Origin of the sequence: Gangjinia marincola, assembly GCF_039523415.1 — a bacterium.
GTDB lineage: Bacteria > Bacteroidota > Bacteroidia > Flavobacteriales > Flavobacteriaceae > Gangjinia > Gangjinia marincola.
Genome location: NZ_BAAAFG010000014.1, coordinates 193,299 through 214,954, shown reverse-complemented (window position 1 = coordinate 214,954; position 21,656 = coordinate 193,299). Strand labels below are relative to the sequence as shown.

The window sequence follows — 21,656 nt, the reverse complement described above, 5'->3', positions numbered from 1 at the left end:
CCTGTAGACTTATACAGTTGCGAAGTATACTTGTGGAAATATAAAGTTGAAACCTTGGAATTATACAGACAACAAGATATAAAAAAAGCCGATTCATAATTGAATCGACTTTTCAAAATGACTAATCAATTAGGTATTAGGCATGCTGTAGTTCATGCTTTCCTTCTCTAATTTCTTCAATTAGTTTATCATTGAAAGCGGGCAAGTCATTAGGATTTCTACTAGTCACTAATGCCTCATCACATACTACTTCTTGATCTACCCACAGTGCACCGGCATTGATTAAATCTGTTTTAATTGAATTAAAACTTGTCATTGTTCTACCTTCTACTACATCTGCTTCTATTAAGATTTGTGGTCCATGGCAGATTGCTGCAACCGGCTTGCTTTGTCTAAAGAAATCTCGCACAAAGATAAGTACATCGTCATTTCTTCTTAAGATATCCGGATTTATTACTCCGCCTGGTAATACCAATGCGTTATAATCTTTTGCGGTAATTTCTTCTAAGGTATAATCTACATCATACTCATTAGTCCAATTACCATCTGCCCATGCTTTTATTTTTCCTTTTTCAATACTTACAATATCAACTTGGAATCCTTCATTTTCCATCGCCTGCTTTGGTGAGGTTAATTCTGATTCTTCAAATCCATTTGTAGCTAAAATTGCTATTCTCTTCATATCCATGTTATTGTATAGTTTAAATTAATAATTCGATTTACCTCAATATAACATATAGAAGTCTTAGTTTATGTTAATAGCATTATAAAACTGAAATTCAATACGTTAAATAAAATTAACATTACTGATTAAATACTAAATTCAACCCGTTGTAAAATAAGTCCGCTGGCGGGCGCTATGCGCGTAATTCCAAAGCCCTCTTTAGCTTGTAATGATTGTTCAATAAAATAAAGATCAACTTTTCCCTCACCTAATTCTAACAAGGCTCCCATCATCAATCTAATTTGATGTCGTTTAAATCCCGAACCTACAACTCTAAGCATATAGGTTTTCTCCGGGAAGAAATTCGCCTTATAGGTCGTATTACTAATAAGTTCGCATTCATTGATGGTTGAGGTGGTATTGGTTTCGGGATTGGGCTTGTAGGTGTAGTGTTTAAAATCATGCGTACCTTCAAATAGTTTAGCCGCTTTTTTCATCATGATAATGTCTAATGGCAAAGGATTAGTCATTAAAAGGGGTGCGGAGAAAGGATGACTTTTACCCCCATGTGCAAATAGATAACAATACTCTTTTTCTTTAGGATGCTGAATGATATTAAAGTCCGCAGTTGTATTAACAATATCTAATGCTCTGATATCTTGCGGAAGATTAAGATTGAAGACCGGGAAAAATGTCTCCAGGTCCAACTCTACCTCATCTACAAACAATTCAATATAGGTTTGATTCACTGAAACTTTAGCATCAGTGCGTCCCGAAGCTAATACCTTAAACTTAACATCTCCCAACACATAGTTTAAGGTTCTGGTAAGCATACGCTCAACCGTATTAACATCTGGCTGTTTTTGCCAACCATGGTAACGAAAGCCTAAATACTGAAGTTTTATTAGATAGTAATAGCGTTTTCTTTGCACGTAGCAGTGTTTTTATCAAAAATAGCAGATATTCGTAAGGTATGACGACAGATGTTCAAAAAACCTATCGAGGCTTTGCTGCTACTCCCACCCTGTGGAAAAACACGCAATTTTCGCTAAAGCAGTTTGAGTTTGATGAGACAGGAATACTAGAGGATGCCGTTCAATCTATTCCGGGGAATCTCAGATTAGGCCAACGACTAGAAAGTGTATTTAAACATCTACTGGAACAGTCTGCCAATTATGATCTTATTGCGCATAATCTTCAGCTTAAAAAGCAAAAAACGACCATAGGAGAAATTGATTATCTGATTGGCGATCGAAAAAGTAATACGCCCAAGCACATTGAACTTACCTATAAATTTTATTGCATAGACACCAGCATTAGCGAACCTATTCACCGATTAATGGGTCCGAACCGCAAGGATATGTTCTTTACCAAAATGGAGAAAATAAGAACGCACCAATTTCCATTATTATACAGCAATGAAGCCGAAAAGGTACTGCACTCTTTTAATCTAAGGGCTGCTCAACTTGCTCAAGAAGTATATTACAAAGCTCAGCTTTATATCCCTTTTAATCCCGAAGCCAATTCGCTGAGCTGGGGAGCATCATTGATCAGACCATTGAATGCTGACTGTATCACAGGTCAATGGATGCGGCTAAATGAATTTAAGGACCACTACGACCAATGCCATTGCTACCTGCCTAAAAAATATGAATGGGTGCATCAACCACATCTTGAGGTTGATTGGCAGTCTCACTTTGATACCGTAATGGAAATAAATCTAAAGCACATCAATGAACGATCCCCGTTAATTTGGGTAAAACATCCTACCAGAACTCTGGAGCGACTCTTTGTGGTGTGGTGGTAGCGTGTTAACATTGTGTTAATGTAGTTTTATTATATTTGCCGAAAAATTTGACCCATGAAATATATTATTGCCTTTACCTCCCTTATACTCAGTATGATTTTCGTAAAGCCTGAGCCATTACTTAAATACGATCTTGACAAAGGTGTCAAGATAATCTCTACCTATTCAGGGAAATTTAACTCCATTAATATCTTTCATAGCATAATAACCAAAAACAAAAATACCGATACATATTCCATTAAAACATTTATAAAAAATCAGTCAAAAGTAACAGAGTTTTCTAACGAAAAATCACCTACTGAGCCTGAAATTTTGGCGCATCATTTTCTCAATGACAATCTCTATATTATTGTAAAAAATGAAATGCATCTTATGGCGATCGAAATTAATCCAGCTGAAAAAAAATCAAAGCTTGAAAAACTAGGTGCCTTAGAGGAAGCAGAATATGTAGCCAATATATCTGATAGAACCATCATATTCAATACAGATAAAGACGAGAACCGCATTGAGGTTTATGCTGTCGCTGGAAACAATTTAGAAAAAAGTATTATCTCCTATCCAGAAGGCTTTAAAGAAAAAAGAGCTTTCGTTGGCCCTATCGATTACATTAATCAGTCTAAATACGTTGAATCAGGTTCTAATAACAGTGCAAACCTCTATCAACTTAATGATCAATCCTTAGCGATGGTTCTTTCTGACGAAGAAAAAAACCTAACAGTAATGGCTATAGGAAACTCTAATAATAACAGTCAGAAAGCTTCTAAAACCTATGCTTTTGATACTGAAGTCACTGAAGCTATTGATGGAGACTATTACGTTTACGACAATAAACTTTTTAAGCTGGGTTTGACCAAGGAGAAAATAGCCATGTCTATTTTTGATGTTACGAACGGACAATTATTGAAATCAATCTCAATGGATGATTTTATAGCGAATAGTAATGCAACTCAAAAAGAGGTAGAAAAGTATGCAAAGAAACTTAAAAGAAGTGCCTTTGATCCTGTGCTGACTGTAAACGAAAATTCTGACGGAAACTATATCGTACGTATAGATTACGTAGACAACAGAGTATACAACTATGATTTTATGTTTCATCAGCAAATGATGATGCAGCAACAAATGATGAACAACAGCATTCCTAAATTTGGTCCAAATCCACCTGAAGCATATATCGAAACAAGCCTTACCGCAGACGAGGGAAACAGTTTTAAATTTGTTCTTTCGCCTGATTTGGAATTTAAATCCAATTCTAATCTACGACCTGCTGTTAAAGATTATGAAAACAGAGATCAGCTAAATAAACAGATTAATCACAAAAATAGATCTAAGGTAACTGGGGTTTTTACAAAAAATACCCTCCACTTAGCCTACTATAATACCTATAAAGGAGAAGTCACTATTGCTGAAGAACCAAGAGAAGTAGAGGATTGATCTAATGTCTTTCTTTTAATACCTCTTCAATATCAGCCAACTTAAATCCTTTGGCTTGAAGTAAAATGAGATAATGAAATAGTAAATCGGCGCTTTCATTGAGAAATAACTCATTGTTGGCGTCTTTTGCTTCAATCACCACCTCAATAGCTTCTTCACCTACTTTTTGAGCAATTTTATTGATTCCTTTTCTGAACAAGGAAGCTACATAACTCTCCTGATTTTCAGGATTTGATTTACGGTCATGAATGATATGCTCTAATTCACTTAAAAAACCGAAACTTGATGAATTTTCTTCACCCCAACAGGTATCGCTCCCGGTATGACAGGTTGGACCGTGAGGTCTTACCTGCACTAAGAGCGTATCTTGATCACAATCGTTCTTAATGCTAAGCAAATTCAACACATTACCGCTTTCTTCACCCTTAGTCCATAGTCGTTGCTTTGATCGACTATAAAAGGTAACCTTTTTGGTTTCTATGGTTTTTTCGTAGGCCTCCTGATTCATATAGCCCAGCATAAGCACTGTTTTGGTACTGGCGTCTTGAATTATTGCCGGAATAAGACCGTCATTGTTTTTGTTGAAATTTATTTTCATAAGATAGTTTAGCGTTGTGAGCGAGGAATGACATTCTAGTTATATTTTTATAGTCGCATAGGAATATTGTTCTCGTGCAAAATTTTTTTTAATTCTTCAATTTTAATTTCTTTAAAATGAAATACACTGGCCGCTAACGCAGCATCTGATTTTCCATGTTTAAAGGTATCTGCGAAATGATCTATGCTTCCGGCTCCACCAGATGCTATCACGGGAATGTTTAACAAGGAGGACAATTTTGCTAGAGCCTCATTAGCAAAACCATTTTTAGTACCATCATGATCCATACTGGTGAAAAGAATTTCTCCTGCTCCACGCTCTTGAACCTCTTGAGCCCACTCATATAATTTCCTTTCCGTAGGAACTTTACCACCTACCAAATGTACGATCCATTCATCGTCTATTTGTTTAGCATCTATGGCTACCGTAATGCATTGACTACCAAATTTAGCGGCCAGTTCATTGATAAGCTCCGGTCGTTTTACGGCAGAAGAGTTGATAGAAACTTTATCGGCTCCATTTTGCAGAAGAACATCTACATCTTCAACAGATGAAATTCCGCCACCGACAGTAAAGGGAATGTTTACCTTTTCCGCAACACGGAGTACCAAATCAGCAAGGGTTTTTCGCTTTTCCTCTGTCGCCGAAATATCTAAAAACACCAGTTCATCTGCACCTTCTTCGGCATATATTTTTGCCAGTTCCACCGGATCCCCTGCATCTCTTAGGTTAACAAAATTAACCCCTTTGACAGTTCTTCCGTCTTTAATATCTAAGCATGGTATGATTCGTTTTGTCAGCATTAAATGGGTATTAGGTATGAGGTATTAGAAAGTTCTTAATGATTATTTTGACCAAGAATATATTTCTCTAGTTGTTTTAAACTGATTTTATCTTCATAAATCGCTTTGCCTATGATTACACCTTCGCAACCAATGTTGGCTAATTTAGGTATTTCATCAAATGTTGAAATTCCTCCAGAAGCAATGAGTTTGAGTGTTTTTCTTGAGTCGCCTTCGACAGGTTCAGACTGACAAGAGGATATAATTTTTTTATATAGTTCAAATGCAGGTCCTGCCAACATTCCATCTTTACTTATGTCAGTACATATCACATATTGAATGCTTTCGTTTTGGTATTCCTGAATGAACGGAATCAGCTCTCGATCACTTTCTTCTTGCCAACCGCTTACAGCTACTTTTTCATCCACAGCATCTGCTCCCAAGATGATCTTATCAGCTCCGTAGGTGTGAATCCAATAGCGAAAGTTTTCAGGATCCTTAACGGCTATGCTCCCACCGGTAATTTGATCTGCGCCACTTTCAAAAGCAATTTTTAAATCCTCATTGCTTTTTAAACCTCCTCCAAAATCAATTTTTAGAGACGTTTTATTCGAGATCTGCTCTAAGACCTTATGATTGACAATGTGTTTACTCTTTGCACCGTCCAGATCAACCAAATGAAGGTATTTAATCCCGTGTGCCTCAAATTGCTTGGCTACCTCTAGTGGATGCTCATTGTATACTTTCTTAGTGCTGTAATCCCCTTTTGAAAGTCGTACGCTTTTACCGTCTATGATATCTATGGCTGGTATTATCCGAAGCCCCCCAAACCCCGAAGGCGGCGTTCTCTTTTTTATTTCTAATTCCTTATTTCTCATACCTAAATTTACCCCGTTAATACTCTGAAATGGTTATATTATAGTTCTAAAAAATTTTTTAATATCTGCTCCCCTATATCATGACTTTTTTCGGGATGGAATTGTGTGCCATAGAAGTTTTTCTTTTGTAAGGCTGAAGAATAGGTCGTTCCGTAGGTGGTTGTTGCGATGGTTTCAGAAATTACAGGTGCATAGTAACTATGAACCAAATAAATATGACTTCCATCTGAAACACCTTGAAATAAAGGTGACTTTAATCCTTCAATTTGATTCCATCCTATTTGAGGTATTTTTAAGTCATTATTAAAACGCCTTACCTCAACATCAAAAATACCCAAGCCAATTGTGTCTCCCTCTTCTGAAGAAGTACACATTAGTTGCATCCCCAGGCAAATTCCAAGGACCGGCTGAGTAAGCTTAGGGATCATTTGATCAAGTCCGGATTCTCGTAACTTTTTCATGGCACTACTCGCCTCTCCCACTCCCGGAAAAATCACTTTGTCTGCAGATTTGATCTCAGCTGCATCGTCACTCAGTACCGCTTCATGACCTAATCGCTGTATGGCAAATTTGATGGATTGGATGTTACCGGCTCCATAGTTGATAATGACGATTTTCATTTATAAAATTTTAATTTAAAATTTGTTTACTTAAGTAGACATAAAGCGCTAGATTCCTGTTTTCGCAGGAATGACAATAGAGACTTTCAGGCTTCTAAATCATTCCTTTTGTACTTGGTAGAATCATCTTTTCGGTATCGCGCTTAACTGCCATTTTTATGGCTTTCGCAAATGCTTTAAAGATAGCTTCTATCTTATGGTGTTCGTTTGTTCCTTCGGCTTTAATATTGAGGTTAGCTTTTGCACCATCTGAAAAGGATTTAAAAAAATGAAAAAACATCTCTGTCGGCATTTTTCCAATCATCTCACGTTTAAATGCTGCGTCCCATTCTAACCAATTCCTACCACCAAAATCTATGGCAACTTGCGCTAAGCAATCATCCATAGGTAAACAAAAACCATATCGTTCAATCCCTAACTTATTCCCCAGCGCTTTGTGAAAAACTTCTCCCAATGCAATCGCTGTGTCTTCTATGGTATGGTGCTCATCAACGTGCAGATCGCCCTTTACGTTGATACTTAAATCCATCTGACCGTGACGTGCCAACTGATCCAGCATGTGATCAAAAAAGTCAATTCCTGTACTAATATCGCTTTGACCCGTGCCATCTAAATTTAATGTGATATCAATGTCAGTTTCATTGGTTTTACGTGCTGCGCTTGCAGTCCTCTCCTCTAACTTTAAAAATTCATAAATTTTCTCCCAGTCATTAGTCTCTAAGGCAATATAATTTTCTAATTCTTCCTTTTTTACCGTAATCTCTCCCGTACCTAAATTAGTGTCATCGTTGATAAAAACACCCTTCGCCCCCAAGTTCTTAGCCAATTCAATGTCTGTTAAACGATCGCCTATAACAAAAGAATTATTCAGATCATATTCTTCGGAAAAATAATGCTTCAACAGTCCGGAACCCGGCTTTCGGGTGGGTGCATTATCTGCAGGGAATGTTTTATCAATCAACACCTCTTTAAATATCACTCCTTCATGTTCAAACGCCTGAATGATAAAATTATGCACCGGCCAAAAGGTTTCTTCAGGAAAAACGACTGTTCCCAAACCATCCTGATTAGTGATCATTACTAGCTCATAATCCAATTCTTTGGCAATCTTCCCTAAATACGTAAATACTTTAGGATAGAACACCATTTTTTCAAACGCATCAATTTGCTCATCTACTGTTTCCTTAATGATGGTTCCATCACGGTCTATGAATAGGACTTTGCGGCCTGTTTTACCATCAACAGGTGAACTTATTTCTTTTTTCATTTAACTAGAGTTTTTGTAAAACCTTTATCAATTGCTTGTTTTCCTCTTTCGTCCCAACAGTAAATCGCAGTGTATTTTCACATCTGGGTTGATTGCTTCGGTTTCTGGCAACAATACCCTGTTCCAAAAGCTGATTGTATCTTTTAAGAGCATCATCTACTTTTACTAAAATAAAATTTGCGTCAGATTCGTGCATCTTCTCGATAAAATCAATTTCAGTAAAGGCCTCGTATAATTCTTCGCGTTGAGCTTTTAGCAGAGCAACTTCATAGGCTACTTCCTCAACATTTTCAACACGCTCTAGGGCCCTTTGTTGAGAAAGCTGATTTACGTTATACGGCGGTTTAATCTTATTTAAAATTGAAATTATTTCTGCGGAAGCGTAAGACAATCCAATGCGTATTCCTGCCATGCCGTAGGCTTTTGAAAGAGTTTGGGTAATCACCAGATTTGGAAATTCGTCTAATCGGTTAATCCAACTATTTTCTTCGGAAAAATCGATGTAGGCTTCATCAATCACAACTAATCCGGAAAAATCCTGTAATATCACCTCAATTTTATCGGCATCAAAGGTATTTCCCGAAGGGTTATTCGGGCTACAGAAAAATACCATCTTGGTGCAATCGTCAATGGTATTTTTAAGTTCAGCCATCTGAGGCTGAAATTCTTCATCCAGCAGCACTTCTTTGTATGCTACCGCGTTGGTTTCTGCCAATACCTTGTACATTCCATAAGTAGGTGGCTGAAAAATGATGTTATCTCGCCCGGGTTCACAAAATGCCCTAAAGAGTAAATCTAACACTTCATCACTACCATTACCAATGAGTAGTTGATTAGGCTGTACTCCCTTCTGTCTCGCTAAAACTGATTTTAAGGTGCGTTGCTGTGGATCTGGATATCGGTTTACACCATTATCAAAAGGATTCTCATTGGCATCTAAAAAAATCATGCCCTCGCCTACCGCCTTAAATTCATCCCGCGCAGAACTATAGGGCTTCATGCGTGCCACATTGTCGCGTACTAAAGATTCTATATTGAAGTCTTTTTTCATGTTTTTCGTCATCCTGTTTGCAACATCTACACTCCAATCCTCTTTTTTTAAGAATTGAAGGTATTAATCATTGTTATTCAATTCTTTTAGCCTTAAACTCATAGCATTTTTATGCGCCTGCAATCCCTCTGCCTCTGCCATAAGTTCTACTGCTTTACCTATGGTTTGAATTCCCTCTTTTGAAATCTTCTGAAAGGTCATCGCTTTCATAAAGCTATCCAAGTTCACGCCACTATATTGTTTTGCATAGCCATTTGTTGGTAAAGTATGGTTCGTACCACTGGCGTAATCCCCGGCACTTTCAGGGGTATAGTTGCCAATAAATACAGATCCTGCATTCATGGTATTATTGACGTAAAACTCTTCATTTTCTACACATACGATATAATGTTCTGGTCCATATTCGTTAATCAGATCTAAAGCTTCGGCATCATTTTCTACATAGACAGCAACCGAATTTCCTACAGCTACTTTTGCAATTTCCTTCCGCGGAAGCGCATCTAGTTGTATCTCAATCTCCTGCTCCACCGCTTGCAATAGGTCTTTAGAAGTAGTAACCAACACCACCTGACTGTCCTTACCGTGTTCTGCTTGACTCAACAAATCTGAAGCGACAAAGGCAGCATTTGCTGTATCATCTGCCATCACCAGCAACTCACTGGGTCCGGCAGGCATGTCTATGGCTACATTATATCTGGTCGCCATTTGTTTAGCTACAGTGACGAATTGATTACCCGGACCAAAAATCTTATATACTTTGGGAATGCTCTCTGTGCCAAACGTCATCCCGGCTATGGCCTGGATTCCACCGACTTTAAAAATTGTAGTAACACCGCAAAGTGCCGCTGTATAGAGAATCGCAGGATGAATGTTACCATTACGATCAGGTGGCGTGCACAGAACTATTTCTTTGCATCCTGCGATTTTTGCAGGAACGGCCAACATCAAAATCGTTGAAAATAACGGAGCTGTTCCCCCAGGTATATACAATCCTACTTTTTGAATAGGGCGTTTTTCCTGCCAGCACAATACTCCAGGAGCAGTTTCAACCTCTACCCGACCGGTTTTCTGTGCCGCATGAAAATGTTCGATATTCTTCTTTGCCAGTAAAATGGCCTGCTGTAATTCTGGAGAAACCTTGCCCGATGCCTGAGTAATTTCTTCAATAGAAACCTGAAGTTGATCTAATTTGACTCCATCAAACTTTTGTGTGTACGTTGTAATGGCTTCATCTCCTTTTTGTTGGACTTGCTCAAACACTTCTTTCACGACAGGCTCAATATCATTTATAGTAGATGTAGGTCGTTTTAGGATTTGAGCCCAATCTGATCGATCTGGATTATATATTTTTTTCATATCCCCCTCTGCCCTTTGGGCATCTCCCCCAAAGGGGGAAAATTTATTTAGTTATTTTTCTACCTATTAGTTGCTACCCACGAAAGCGGGAATTTTTTTGTTCAACTTAATTTTAAAATTTTATACTTACACGTTGTGTCTTTCTCTCGATCCTTCGTCTCTCGTCGGAGACAAGGAGGGGAGAATCTATTTAGTTGTTCTTCTACTTATTAGTTCCCTCCCGCGAAGGCGGAAAACTTTTTAATTAAACCACCATTTTTTCAATGGGACAGACTAAAATACCTTCTGCTCCTGCACTTTTGAGTTCATCAATGACATCCCAAAACTCATCCTTATTCACTACAGAATGTATAGAGCTCCAATTCTTATCTGCTAATGGCATCACCGTAGGGCTTTTCATGCCCGGTAAAATCTCAATAATTTTCTCTAATTGGTCATTAGGAGCATTCAGCAATACGTAGCGATTTCGTCGCCCTTTTAGCACCGATTCAATTCTAAATTGGAGCTTTTCTAAAATGCTTCGGTTTTCACCTGAAATTTTTGGCGATACCGTTAATACCGCTTCCGACTTTAAAATGACCTCAACCTCTTTGAGGTTGTTTTTAAATAAAGTGCTTCCGCTAGAAACTAAATCGCAAATACCATCTGCTAAACCAATATTTGGGGCAATTTCTACCGATCCATTGATAATATGCAAGTCCGCTTTGATGCCTTTTTCGGCTAAAAACTTCTTTACGGTATTTGGATAAGACGTAGCGATACGCTTTTCCTCAAAATCCTGTACATTTCCGTATTTCACGTTTTTGGGGATTGCTAGCGATAATCTGCATTTAGAAAAACCCAGGCGCTCCACAATTTCTAACTCATCTCCTTTTTCAATCAGGGTATTTTCTCCAAGTATAGCGATATCAACGACCCCGTCTCTTAAATACTGCGGAATGTCACCATTTCTTAAGTAAAAAACTTCAAGCGGAAAATTAGTTGAGCTGGCCTTAAGCTGATCTTTCCCGTTATCGATTGATATCCCACAATCCTTTAAAAGTCGGAGTGAGTCATCATTAAGCCGACCTGATTTTTGTACTGCTATTTTAATTTTGTTCATGTTGTTTCTTACTCACGATGTTAAGGTTTCCGCTTTCGCGGAAATACAAAAACCCGCTTGAGATGCTCAAACGGGTTTGCTTAGTTATAGTAACTATCTACCACAAGATCATCCTCGCGCTAACGCCGAATTAGAATGATGATGATGTAGATGATTTTGTTTCATAATGCTGGTGCAAATTAACTTCATCTTGTTTACTTGTGCAAACGCTTTGGGAAAATTTTTAGAAAGAATTCTTCAGCCCAACCAACCTTCACGATCTAAGCTTCTATACTGAATGGCTTCACTAATGTGTGTACCGGTGACTTTTTCTGAAGCTTCTAAGTCAGCAATCGTACGGGCGACTTTTAAAATGCGATCATACGCCCTGGCTGAAAGATTTAAACGCTCCATGGCATTTTTTAGTAAATCCAATGAAGCACTGTCAAGCTTACAATAGGTCCTGATCTGTTTGGTACCCATTTGCGCATTGTAGTGAATGTTTTGAAATTGTATAAAACGTTCAGTTTGGATTTCTCTGGCTTTTGTAACGCGTTCTCTAATGGTTACACTGCTTTCACCTTTGCGATCTTCACTTAATTTTTCAAAAGGAACCGGCGTTACTTCAATATGAATATCAATTCGATCTAATAAGGGTCCGCTGATTTTGCTTAAGTAGCGCTGCATTTCTGCGGGACTGCTGGTTACGGGCGCATCAGGATCATTAAAATAACCACCCGGGCTTGGATTCATACTGGCGACCAACATAAAACTAGATGGATAGGTCACTGTAAATCTAGCTCTGGAGATGGTTACTTCACGATCTTCCAGCGGCTGACGCATTACTTCTAAAACTCCGCGTTTAAACTCAGGTAACTCATCTAGAAATAACACCCCATTGTGGGACAACGAGATTTCCCCCGGCTGGGGATATGCTCCGCCACCTACCAAGGCTACATCGCTAATGGTATGATGCGGACTACGAAACGGGCGTTGCGCCATGAGTCCGCCGTGGGCTTTGATTCTTCCTGCTACACTGTGAATCTTAGTCGTCTCCAACGCTTCATGCAAGGTCATGGGTGGTAAAATACTGGGCAAACGTTTGGCTAGCATCGTCTTTCCTGCACCGGGTGGACCAATGAGGATAATGTTATGTCCACCGGCTGCAGCAATTTCCATACAGCGTTTGATGCTTTCTTGACCTTTAACATCTGCAAAATCAAATTCCGGGTGTTCCAAACTCTGGAAAAATGCCGCTCTGGTATCTATAATGGTTTGTTCTAATTCTTTTCCTTTATCAAAAAAGTCGATAACCTCACTAATATTTTCAATACCGTAGACATGGAGCCCATCTACGATAGCCGCTTCTTCGGCATTTTGTTTAGGGAGAATAAATCCTTTAAAGCCTTCTTCTCTCGCCTTGATGGCGATAGGTAATGCTCCTTTGATGGGTTGAAGCCCGCCATCTAACGAAACCTCACCCATGATAAGATATTCTTCTATGCCTTCGGCTCTAATTTGAGAAGAAGCTGCCAGGATTCCAATCGCTAACGTGAGATCATAGGCTGAGCCTTCTTTACGAAGATCAGCCGGAGCCATATTGATGGTAATCTTTTTCCCGGGGATTTTATATCCATTATTTTGAAGAGCCGCGGCAATACGGTAGTTACTTTCTTTGATGGCATTATCTGGTAAACCCACCAGGTGATAGCCTATTCCCTTATCTACATTTACCTCTACGGTGATGGTGGTAGCCTCTACCCCAAAGACGGCGCTGCCATATACTTTTGTGAGCATACAATACTTTATTAATAATCCTAATCCCCTTTTATAAACTTTAAATTTTGAAGATTATCCTCTACTTCTATTTGCATAAAGTAAACGCCGTTAGGAAATTTTTCTACATTTAATTGGTAATCTACTATACTATCATTTGGTAGTAACTCGGCAATCAGTTTACCATTGTAATCATAAATTGATAACTGTAAAATACTTTTTTTTGACTTTATATGTAATATTGATCCAGTTGGATTTGGAAAATATTCAATTGGATAATTTTGAAATGAAAGATCACTTAACTCTAAAAAGGTATCATTCTTAAATACTGTAACGTTTCCAGCATCTGGCTCAGCCCCCGGTCTTCCAACCACCACTTGATTACCTAACTGGTTTAATCCAAACGACCATCCAAAAAAATCTCCAGAAAATTGACCCATGATGTGGGCATTGGTATTCACTATGGAATTGTCTTCGATTTCATAAAAGTAAATCTTCCCTTCACCTTGAACAGATCCCCAAGAAGATATTGCCAGCAAGTTTTCATCATCATTAAATTCGACATGTTGTCCCAGATATTCAAATTGAGTTTGTCCATTAATATCCTGACCTAATTCTTCCCAAATGTCATTATTATATTTATAAACCTTTACCTTACCAGTATCAGTTCCTGCATCATCATTCCGCCTTGCTGATACGGCTAATAAATCTCCACTTGAACTAAGTGCGACATTTTCTCCAAATGAATCAATGTTATTAGTGTAAGTAATATCATCACCTTTCTGTAACCAATTTGTTCCATTATACTTGTAGATACGTGCGTAACCATTCTCATTATTTGAAAAACCGCCAGATGCGAGTGTATTACCATCATTGGATATACTTAAAGACCAGCCTAATTTATCACTGGCGTTAGAACCATTCATCACATTACCGATTTGTATCCAGTTTGTGCCATTAAAATCGTATACTCTTATTTGTCCAGACCCGTTACCGTTATCATCTCTAAACGGTATTCCGACGGCCAATCTATTACCATCAGGTGTTAAGGCAACTCGACGCCCAAATGCATCTGCCTGGATATCACCGTCAATGTCGTCACCTAACTGAATCCAATCGACTCCATTAAATTCATAAACTCTTACATGTCCAGAAGATGAACCACCATCATCATTAAATCTAGCGCCAATGGCTATACGTGTGCCATCATCATTCATGCTTATAGACTCACCGGCTTTATCTCCAGAATTTTCACCATATATACTACTACCCATTTGTACCCAAGAGTCATTTTGAAAAGAATAAATTTTGACTTGACCTATATCATTGCCCAAATTATCGTTTTCAGGAGCACCCATTGCTATGACTGTTCCATTACCGGATATGCTCACTGATAATCCCAAGTTATCATCCAGAGCATCGCCCTCAATCGTTTGTCCAACTTGATTCCATTGGGCAGAAGCCGCAATAGTAGATAATGACAAATAGAAAAATAGTTTCTTCAAGATAACTTAATTTAAATTTTGTTAAAAATAAACAATATGAAAAAACTAAACTATTTATAGTATGTAATTTTAAATTGACATATTGATGATGTTGGTGTTATACTATATTCCTCTGAAAATAGCTCTGACGTATTAGCTGACTCGTGTTAAAATAAATTTTCAACACCAGATAATCATCAAAATGTATATAAAATCCCATTAGTCAATTCGTACTGAGTGTTTGGAACATTCTCACTCACCGGAAACTCATCGTAGAAGAAATTAAAATTGACTTTAAAGGCAAGGTTTTTCAATATTTGAAATAATAGCGAAGTATTACTGGAGAGTCTATAATCTGAAAAGTTGTCTAACCTAGGCTGATAATAACTGGTGCTAATGATACTTATGGTTTGGGTGGGATATAGGCTAAACGAAAGATAAGCACTCAAGCGCCAGTCTCGTTCAATAATGTTACCCACAGACGCTGATGCTTCTTCATATTCGTACATAGCCAGAGTCCCCAGATAGAATTTATAGTCGTTAGTAGTACTCAATTTAAATCGAGGTCCCGTTCCTAGGAGACCCCTAAAATCAATCTCAGAGATGGCATCATATTGTGCCTGTGCAAAAGCTTCCCATTTTAGAATAGACGCGATTCGCCTATTGTAGCGTAGGTGTTGTGTGCCACGATTAACCAATGAATTTTCTTCTACTTTTTGAAAGTTCAAATCATTTACAAATAGCCAAAAGTTGATCGTATCATTATACTGAACATGGGCTTTATGCGCTATTCTTATGATGTCTGAAGTGTTTTTAATCAATGAAATATCCAGACTGGCAGATCCTATCCAGTTTGTAGAATCTGATGGTCGTCGTAAGGATTCAATATTCACCACTTGTGCAGATACTACTGAACTTGAAAAGAGTACTATAAAAACTAGAAGTCGCATTACTAGGCGTTATCAAGGATTAAACTAGTCCAAGTACCTGTTGATAAGTGTATTTGTACTGGCATCGTGGTGAATCACCTCTTTTCCAGCCTCCAGGTCCTTAAGTACAGCTTTGCCTAGCTGCTTGCCCAGTTCAACACCCCACTGGTCGTAGCTATAGATATTCCAAATCACCCCTTGTACAAAAAGTTTATGTTCATACATCGCGATTAAACTCCCCAGACTCTTAGGGGTAAGTTGATCAATTAATATGGTGGTGGTAGGTTTGTTACCTTCAAAAAGTTTAAACGGGAGCAAGCGTTCAATTTCCTCAGGTGATTTGTCTTGTGCTTTGAGTTCTGAATGTACTTCTGCTTCCTCTTTCCCTTGGAGCAAAGCTTCGGTTTGGGCGAAGAAATTAGACATAAGCTTGTCGTGATGGTCCTTATTTCCATAAAGGGAGGTTTTAAACCCAATAAAGTCTGTTGGTATCAACTTGGTTCCTTGGTGAATTAATTGAAAAAAAGCATGCTGCGCATTGGTGCCGGGTTCTCCCCAAATAATGGTTCCGGTTTGATACTTCACTTTATCGCCATTGCGATCAACGCTTTTTCCATTACTTTCCATGATGCCTTGTTGTAGGTAAGGCGCAAGCTTCTGTAAATATTGAGTATACGGAATCAAGGCTTCACTTTCGGCCCCAAAAAAATTATTATACCAAATCGTAAGCAATCCTAAGACTACCGGAATGTTCCCTTCTAAAGGTTGGTCTTTAAAATGCTGATCCATTTCATGTGCCCCTTCCAGCAAGGCGTTGAAATGCTTGAACCCAACTGCACAAGCAATGGACAATCCAACGGCACTCCAAAGGGAAAAGCGTCCGCCGACCCAATTCTCCATCGGGAAAATGTTTTCTTGAGCTATACCGAAATTACTCACTGCCTCCAGATTGGTAGAAACGGCTACAAAATGTTTTTCTACAGCATCTGTAGGAGCATCTTCTAAGAACCAGCTGCGTACCGTTTGCGCATTAGATAAGGTTTCTTGTGTCGTAAATGTTTTGGAAACGATAGTAAATAATGTTGTTTCTCGATCTAAATCTTTGAGGGTTTCCATTACATGATCTCCATCAACATTTGAGATAAAGCGCACATCCAAATCTGTCTTATAATATTTTAATGCATCTACGACCATTTGAGGTCCCAGATCGCTACCGCCTATTCCAATATTGACTACGTGTGTAATGGCTTTACCGGTATGCCCCTTCCAGCTTCCGTCATTCACCGCAGTAGAAAAAACCTTTATCTTGGCTAAGGTTTTTCTTATATCTGCTGAAATATTCTTTTCTCCATGAAAAATATCTTCAGCATTGTTTCTCAACGCGGTATGTAAAACCGCTCTACCTTCGGTCTGATTGATTAAATCGCCGGAAAAATACTTTTCAATTGCATCACTTAACTCAACTTCATTCGCCAATTGAATTAACAATTCTAAAGTTTCATGGGTTACTCTGTTTTTAGAATAATCTACATAAAAATCCTTCCAGCGTATCTTCATTTCTTTCGCTCTGGCAGGATCAGATTGCATCAATTCTTTAGCATTGATATCTTTTCCTCCTTGATCAAAGTGCTGCTGTAGGTTCTTCCAGGCGTTTGTGGTGGTTGGGTTTATAGCTTTTAGTGGCATGTCTGTGTGAAAACGTTAATTAAATTAGGTCTGTCCAATCACTTCGACTCCGCTCAGTGTAACAGGGTATTATATTGTTTATTGAATTTGAGAAAAGGTAAGTTTTTACCTACTTTAAATTAGGAATAACTTCCTTTCGATAATACTCTATCAATCCATCAATGGGTCTACGAACGATATTTCCCAGATGTAAATTGTATGGTCGCATACAATCCTGAATAATTTCTTTACTAAAATGCGCTATACTCCCTATAAAATGAATGGGTACTTTCTGCGCTTCAGGAAAACACAATACGCGATGTTCTAAAAAATTCAGCACTCCCTCTTCAATTAACTTATAAAAATAGTTGTTTATGGGGTTGGTAAAGATAAATTCTGCAAACGACGCTAAATACGTGTTTGGATTATCACGCTTGTACAAATTTGTTTTAATCTCATCTGGGTCCAGATTGAAACGTTTTTCAAACGCATCTGCTAGCTTTTCAGGCATTTTTTTATAGAAGTAGTCTCTGATCAATCGCTTACCAAAGTAATTACCGCTGGCTTCATCCATTAAAGTATATCCTAAGGATGCGACAGCCATGTGTACGCTTTCACCATCATAATAACACGAATTAGATCCTGTTCCTAAGATACATACGATCCCAGGTTCTGTGGTTGCTGCACGGACAGCAGCCAACAAATCTTCTTCTACAATCACCTCTTTGGCATTGATAAAATGATTGGCTAGTATTTCTTGTAAAACTTTACGCGGAGTTTTGGTGCCGGCGCCGGCACCATAGAAATGAACATATTCAACTGAATCTTTTATTTTCTCTAGGTCGGCATTTTCGTCCAACCGATTTTCTAACATTTCGGCTTCAAAAACGGCAGGATTCAATCCCTTTGTACGTGTTTTTAAAAGTTGCTTCCCATCACGATCCATTAATATCCAGTCACACTTTGTTGATCCACCATCTGCAATTAATACCATACCTAAACTTATTCTTGTTTAATTTTTTGTTGCTACGCGCTTAGATTTTATATGTGCTAAGATAGCGTAACGCTTGCGGTTTATAAAAAAAAATCCTTCCTCAACAAAGGTTGAAGAAGGAATTATATGTTTTAAGTTACAATCACTTAAAGTGAAGCTACGTGTGCAGAAAGATCTACTAATTTAGCTGAGTATCCATACTCATTATCATACCACGCGATAAGCTTAAAAAAGTTGTCGTTAAGCGCCATACCTGCATTGGCATCAAAATTACATGTATGTGGATCACTTACAAAATCTTGAGATACCAGCTCATCATCTACATAATCTATTACACCTTTGTACTCTCCCTGTGCGGCTTCTTTGAACACCTTTTTAAGTTCATCATAAGTTACAGATTTCTTAGTTCTCACGGTAAGGTCTACTACAGAAACATCTGCCGTAGGAACTCTAAATGCCATTCCGGTAAGTTTTCCTTTTAAAACAGGAATAACTTTAGTTACCGCAACAGCTGCTCCTGTTGTTGAAGGGATAATGTTCATCAATGAACTTCTCCCTAAGCGATAATTTTTACGTGAAGGTGAATCTACTGTATACTGAGTAGAGGTAGTCGCATGAACGGTTGTCATTAAGCCTTCTTCCAATCCAAAATGGTCCTCAATCACCTTAGCCATAGGAGCTAAACAGTTCGTCGTACAAGATGCATTAGAAACTACATTATCACTGGCCTTAACGTCTTTATGATTTACTCCCATGACAAACATGGGAGCTGTCTTTGAAGGAGCCGAAATCACTACTTTCTTTGCTCCCGCTTTTAAGTGTGCCGAAGCATTTTCAACATCTGTAAATATCCCTGTACAATCCATGACTACTTCTACACCTGCGTCATCCCATTTAAGATTTTCTGGATTGCGCTCTGAAGTTACGCGTACAGTTTTGCCATTTACTTCTAAATGACCATCTTTTACCTCAACGGTCCCCGGAAACTTGCCGTGAACTGAATCATATTTTAACAGATAGGCTAAATGCTCTACATCTAGTAAATCATTGATGGCTACTACCTCAACATTATCTTTTTGAGCTGCAATTCTAAATGCAATTCTACCAATACGACCAAAGCCGTTAATTCCCAATTTTGTACTCATAGTAATTTTTTAGTTCGTTAAATATTAAATAGAAACGATATCTGCCACACGTATAAGATCGGTGTCGATTTCGTTTTCACCTGCAATAGCTTTTTTGAATGATACGTAAGTTACTTTTTTATGGACTACACCTACCATTATATCTCGTTGACCGGCTACCAGAGCATCTACGGCTCCTACTCCTAGTCTACTTGCTAACACCCTGTCATAACAACTGGGAGCTCCCCCGCGCTGAATGTGTCCTAATACCGTAAAGCGCACCTCATACCCTTCAAGATTTGCTTTGATGTATTCGGCTAGTTCTACAATATTCTCTCCGGTTCGGTCTCCTTCTGCCACTACAATGATACTAGAGGTTTTTCCGGATTTCTTACTCCGTTTTAAGGATTCGATCATGCGATCGTAACCCAGATTTTCTTCCGGAATAAGAATTTCTTCCGCGCCAGCGCCAATTCCGCTATTTAAAGCAATGTCTCCGGCATGTCTCCCCATTACCTCAACTAAAAAGAGACGGTTATGAGAATTTGCAGTATCTCTAATTTTATCAATGGCCTCTACTGCAGTATTGAGCGCTGTGTCATATCCAATGGTATAATCAGTGCCATTAATGTCATTGTCAATTGTACCGGGTAAACCTACGATAGGAAAGTCAAACTCATCATTAAATACCTTAGCACCTGTAAATGTTCCATCACCACCAATGACCACCAGGGCATCAATATTAGCTTCCTTTAGGTTGTCATAGGCTTTTTTACGACCATCAGCCGTTCTAAATTCTTTTGATCTGGCAGACTTTAAAAAGGTTCCGCCTTTATTAATAATGTTACGTACTGAACGTGCATTGAGTTCTTCAAAGTCATTCTCTATCATGCCCTGATATCCTCTGTAAATGCCAGTACATTTAATCTTATGAAATGTGCAGGCTCTTACCACTGCACGTATGGCGGCATTCATCCCAGGGGCATCTCCCCCGCTGGTCATCACACCAATATGTTTAATGTTATTTTCCATTCATACCAAAACTATTCGAAAATCACGTAAAAGCCTAATTTACAACATTACTATAACGTTTTCTGTTGATAAATGTTGAAACGAAAAGAGAAACAATCCTAAACAATAACGACAAACTTGATTTTGTCCAATGTAAAAACCCGGCAAGGCTAGCTTTACCGGGTTGATGTATAATCAGAATATTTAACTAATTATCTACTTCTTAATAAAACGAATCGTTTCAACGGCATTATCTGTAGAAACACGTGCAAAATATACTCCAGCATTTAATACGCCGGTATTTACTAAAGATTCATTGGTAGATACAACCATCTTCCCTGTAATATCATACACTTCAACATTCTTTATCGTAGCTGAAGAAGTAATGGTCAATTTATCCTGAACGGGATTTGGAAAAGCACTAAAACTGGTTTCTTCAAAAGATCCAACGCTTAATACTGCCTGATCAAAAATTGCCGTCCCTAGCGAAGCTGCATCATCTGGATTAGCCATTGGTCCTTCAAGGATAAATCCCCACTGCCAAACTCTATCTGCATCTGAAACATTAGCCGCAGGCATAGTAACAGAGTAAGAACCCGGAGTATTTGGAATTGTAACAGTTTCTCTTCTAAAGTTTGCAAAATCCTGTTCAAAAATCGTTACCGAAATCTTTAATGTATAATCATCCACAAAAGTATACTCTGTCAAATCGACAGAAAAGGTTAATTCTTCGTTTAAAAATTCTGGAGCATCACCAGTTCCATCCCATAAGGTTTCATTGAATGTTAATACATCTAATGTTTTGGATGGAATACCTTGTGATGCAAACCAAAAATCATTGAAATCTGGAGTTGATCCTCCATTTGAGGCCCAGATTTCAGTATTTGGAATGATCGTAACTGATGTCCCGGAAAATGATTGTGTAAAGTCAGCATTATATCCAAAGGCTGTAGCTGAAGTTCCATCTGAAATGTTAAATGCTTCTACAAATGCTAATGAAGTTGGTGCAACTCCCGGTGTATAGTTTACTTCTACTTGAGCCGAAGTAAGGACCGGTAGTGAAAGTAATAGTGTACCCAGTAAAAATGTAATTTTTCTCATAACGTATTTATTTAATTAATAATTGAATTTATTTTTA

20 protein-coding genes are annotated in these 21,656 nt (G+C 38.2%); 2 read left to right on the top strand and 18 right to left on the bottom strand.

The window, feature by feature from the left end:
* Window positions 1-136: 136 nt before the first annotated feature.
* Both ABD000_RS07685 and ABD000_RS07680 read right to left on the bottom strand, forming a co-directional pair.
* Window positions 137-682 carry a type 1 glutamine amidotransferase domain-containing protein gene (locus tag ABD000_RS07685; protein WP_343765591.1) on the bottom strand — a complete coding sequence of 182 codons (546 nt, stop codon included), beginning with the start codon at window positions 680-682 and terminating at the stop codon, window positions 137-139.
* A gap of 128 nt (window positions 683-810) precedes the next feature.
* Complete coding sequence (locus tag ABD000_RS07680) at window positions 811-1,596, bottom strand: tRNA pseudouridine synthase A (protein ID WP_343765587.1); 786 nt, start codon at window positions 1,594-1,596, stop codon at window positions 811-813.
* A gap of 41 nt (window positions 1,597-1,637) precedes the next feature.
* On the opposite strand from ABD000_RS07680, the gene ABD000_RS07675 reads away from it, so the two are divergent.
* Both ABD000_RS07675 and ABD000_RS07670 read left to right on the top strand, forming a co-directional pair.
* Window positions 1,638-2,471: a DUF1853 family protein gene (locus ABD000_RS07675; protein WP_343765584.1), complete on the top strand. Its 834-nt coding sequence runs from the start codon at window positions 1,638-1,640 to the stop codon at window positions 2,469-2,471.
* Window positions 2,472-2,525: 54 nt separating this feature from the next.
* Window positions 2,526-3,902, top strand: coding sequence for a hypothetical protein (locus tag ABD000_RS07670; RefSeq protein WP_343765581.1), 1,377 nt, complete (start codon window positions 2,526-2,528; stop codon window positions 3,900-3,902).
* A gap of 1 nt (window position 3,903) precedes the next feature.
* Here ABD000_RS07670 and hisIE read toward each other — a convergent pair whose 3' ends face one another.
* From hisIE to ABD000_RS07590, 16 genes are all read right to left on the bottom strand, one after another.
* On the bottom strand, window positions 3,904-4,500 hold the full coding sequence (gene hisIE, locus ABD000_RS07665; RefSeq protein WP_343765577.1) for a bifunctional phosphoribosyl-AMP cyclohydrolase/phosphoribosyl-ATP diphosphatase HisIE: 597 nt from the start codon (window positions 4,498-4,500) through the stop codon (window positions 3,904-3,906).
* A gap of 47 nt (window positions 4,501-4,547) precedes the next feature.
* Window positions 4,548-5,303 carry an imidazole glycerol phosphate synthase subunit HisF gene (gene hisF / locus ABD000_RS07660; protein ID WP_343765575.1) on the bottom strand — a complete coding sequence of 252 codons (756 nt, stop codon included), beginning with the start codon at window positions 5,301-5,303 and terminating at the stop codon, window positions 4,548-4,550.
* Window positions 5,304-5,338: 35 nt separating this feature from the next.
* Entirely contained in the window at window positions 5,339-6,160 is an 822-nt protein-coding gene (gene hisA / locus ABD000_RS07655; protein ID WP_343765572.1) for a 1-(5-phosphoribosyl)-5-[(5-phosphoribosylamino)methylideneamino]imidazole-4-carboxamide isomerase, read from the bottom strand.
* A gap of 38 nt (window positions 6,161-6,198) precedes the next feature.
* Complete coding sequence (gene hisH / locus ABD000_RS07650; protein ID WP_343765569.1) at window positions 6,199-6,780, bottom strand: imidazole glycerol phosphate synthase subunit HisH; 582 nt, start codon at window positions 6,778-6,780, stop codon at window positions 6,199-6,201.
* A gap of 94 nt (window positions 6,781-6,874) precedes the next feature.
* On the bottom strand, window positions 6,875-8,047 hold the full coding sequence (gene hisB / locus ABD000_RS07645; RefSeq protein WP_343765567.1) for a bifunctional histidinol-phosphatase/imidazoleglycerol-phosphate dehydratase HisB: 1,173 nt from the start codon (window positions 8,045-8,047) through the stop codon (window positions 6,875-6,877).
* A 4-nt stretch (window positions 8,048-8,051) separates the two neighbouring features.
* A complete protein-coding gene (gene hisC / locus ABD000_RS07640; protein ID WP_343765564.1) occupies window positions 8,052-9,098 on the bottom strand; it encodes a histidinol-phosphate transaminase in 1,047 nt (348 codons plus the stop codon).
* A 63-nt stretch (window positions 9,099-9,161) separates the two neighbouring features.
* Window positions 9,162-10,454 carry a histidinol dehydrogenase gene (gene hisD, locus ABD000_RS07635; protein WP_343765561.1) on the bottom strand — a complete coding sequence of 431 codons (1,293 nt, stop codon included), beginning with the start codon at window positions 10,452-10,454 and terminating at the stop codon, window positions 9,162-9,164.
* 244 nt (window positions 10,455-10,698) lie between these two features.
* Entirely contained in the window at window positions 10,699-11,556 is an 858-nt protein-coding gene (gene hisG, locus ABD000_RS07630; RefSeq protein WP_343765558.1) for an ATP phosphoribosyltransferase, read from the bottom strand.
* Window positions 11,557-11,793: 237 nt separating this feature from the next.
* Window positions 11,794-13,332 (bottom strand): YifB family Mg chelatase-like AAA ATPase, encoded by a 1,539-nt coding sequence (locus tag ABD000_RS07625; RefSeq protein ID WP_343765555.1) that lies wholly within the window; start codon window positions 13,330-13,332, stop codon window positions 11,794-11,796.
* Window positions 13,333-13,352: 20 nt separating this feature from the next.
* Window positions 13,353-14,816 (bottom strand): T9SS type A sorting domain-containing protein, encoded by a 1,464-nt coding sequence (locus ABD000_RS07620; protein ID WP_343765552.1) that lies wholly within the window; start codon window positions 14,814-14,816, stop codon window positions 13,353-13,355.
* Window positions 14,817-14,992: 176 nt separating this feature from the next.
* Window positions 14,993-15,745, bottom strand: a complete 753-nt coding sequence (locus ABD000_RS07615; protein ID WP_343765551.1) for a DUF481 domain-containing protein — start codon at window positions 15,743-15,745, stop codon at window positions 14,993-14,995.
* A 24-nt stretch (window positions 15,746-15,769) separates the two neighbouring features.
* A complete protein-coding gene (pgi, locus tag ABD000_RS07610; RefSeq protein ID WP_343765549.1) occupies window positions 15,770-17,410 on the bottom strand; it encodes a glucose-6-phosphate isomerase in 1,641 nt (546 codons plus the stop codon).
* Between the two features lie 109 nt (window positions 17,411-17,519).
* On the bottom strand, window positions 17,520-18,383 hold the full coding sequence (locus tag ABD000_RS07605; RefSeq protein WP_343765546.1) for an N-acetylglucosamine kinase: 864 nt from the start codon (window positions 18,381-18,383) through the stop codon (window positions 17,520-17,522).
* Window positions 18,384-18,529: 146 nt separating this feature from the next.
* A complete protein-coding gene (gene gap, locus ABD000_RS07600) occupies window positions 18,530-19,528 on the bottom strand; it encodes a type I glyceraldehyde-3-phosphate dehydrogenase (protein WP_343765540.1) in 999 nt (332 codons plus the stop codon).
* A gap of 24 nt (window positions 19,529-19,552) precedes the next feature.
* Window positions 19,553-20,539, bottom strand: a complete 987-nt coding sequence (gene pfkA, locus ABD000_RS07595; protein WP_343765537.1) for a 6-phosphofructokinase — start codon at window positions 20,537-20,539, stop codon at window positions 19,553-19,555.
* A 195-nt stretch (window positions 20,540-20,734) separates the two neighbouring features.
* The gene (locus ABD000_RS07590) at window positions 20,735-21,619 is read right to left on the bottom strand and encodes a T9SS type A sorting domain-containing protein (RefSeq protein ID WP_343765532.1); all 885 of its coding nucleotides are present in this window, start codon (window positions 21,617-21,619) and stop codon (window positions 20,735-20,737) included.
* Window positions 21,620-21,656 lie beyond the last annotated feature (37 nt).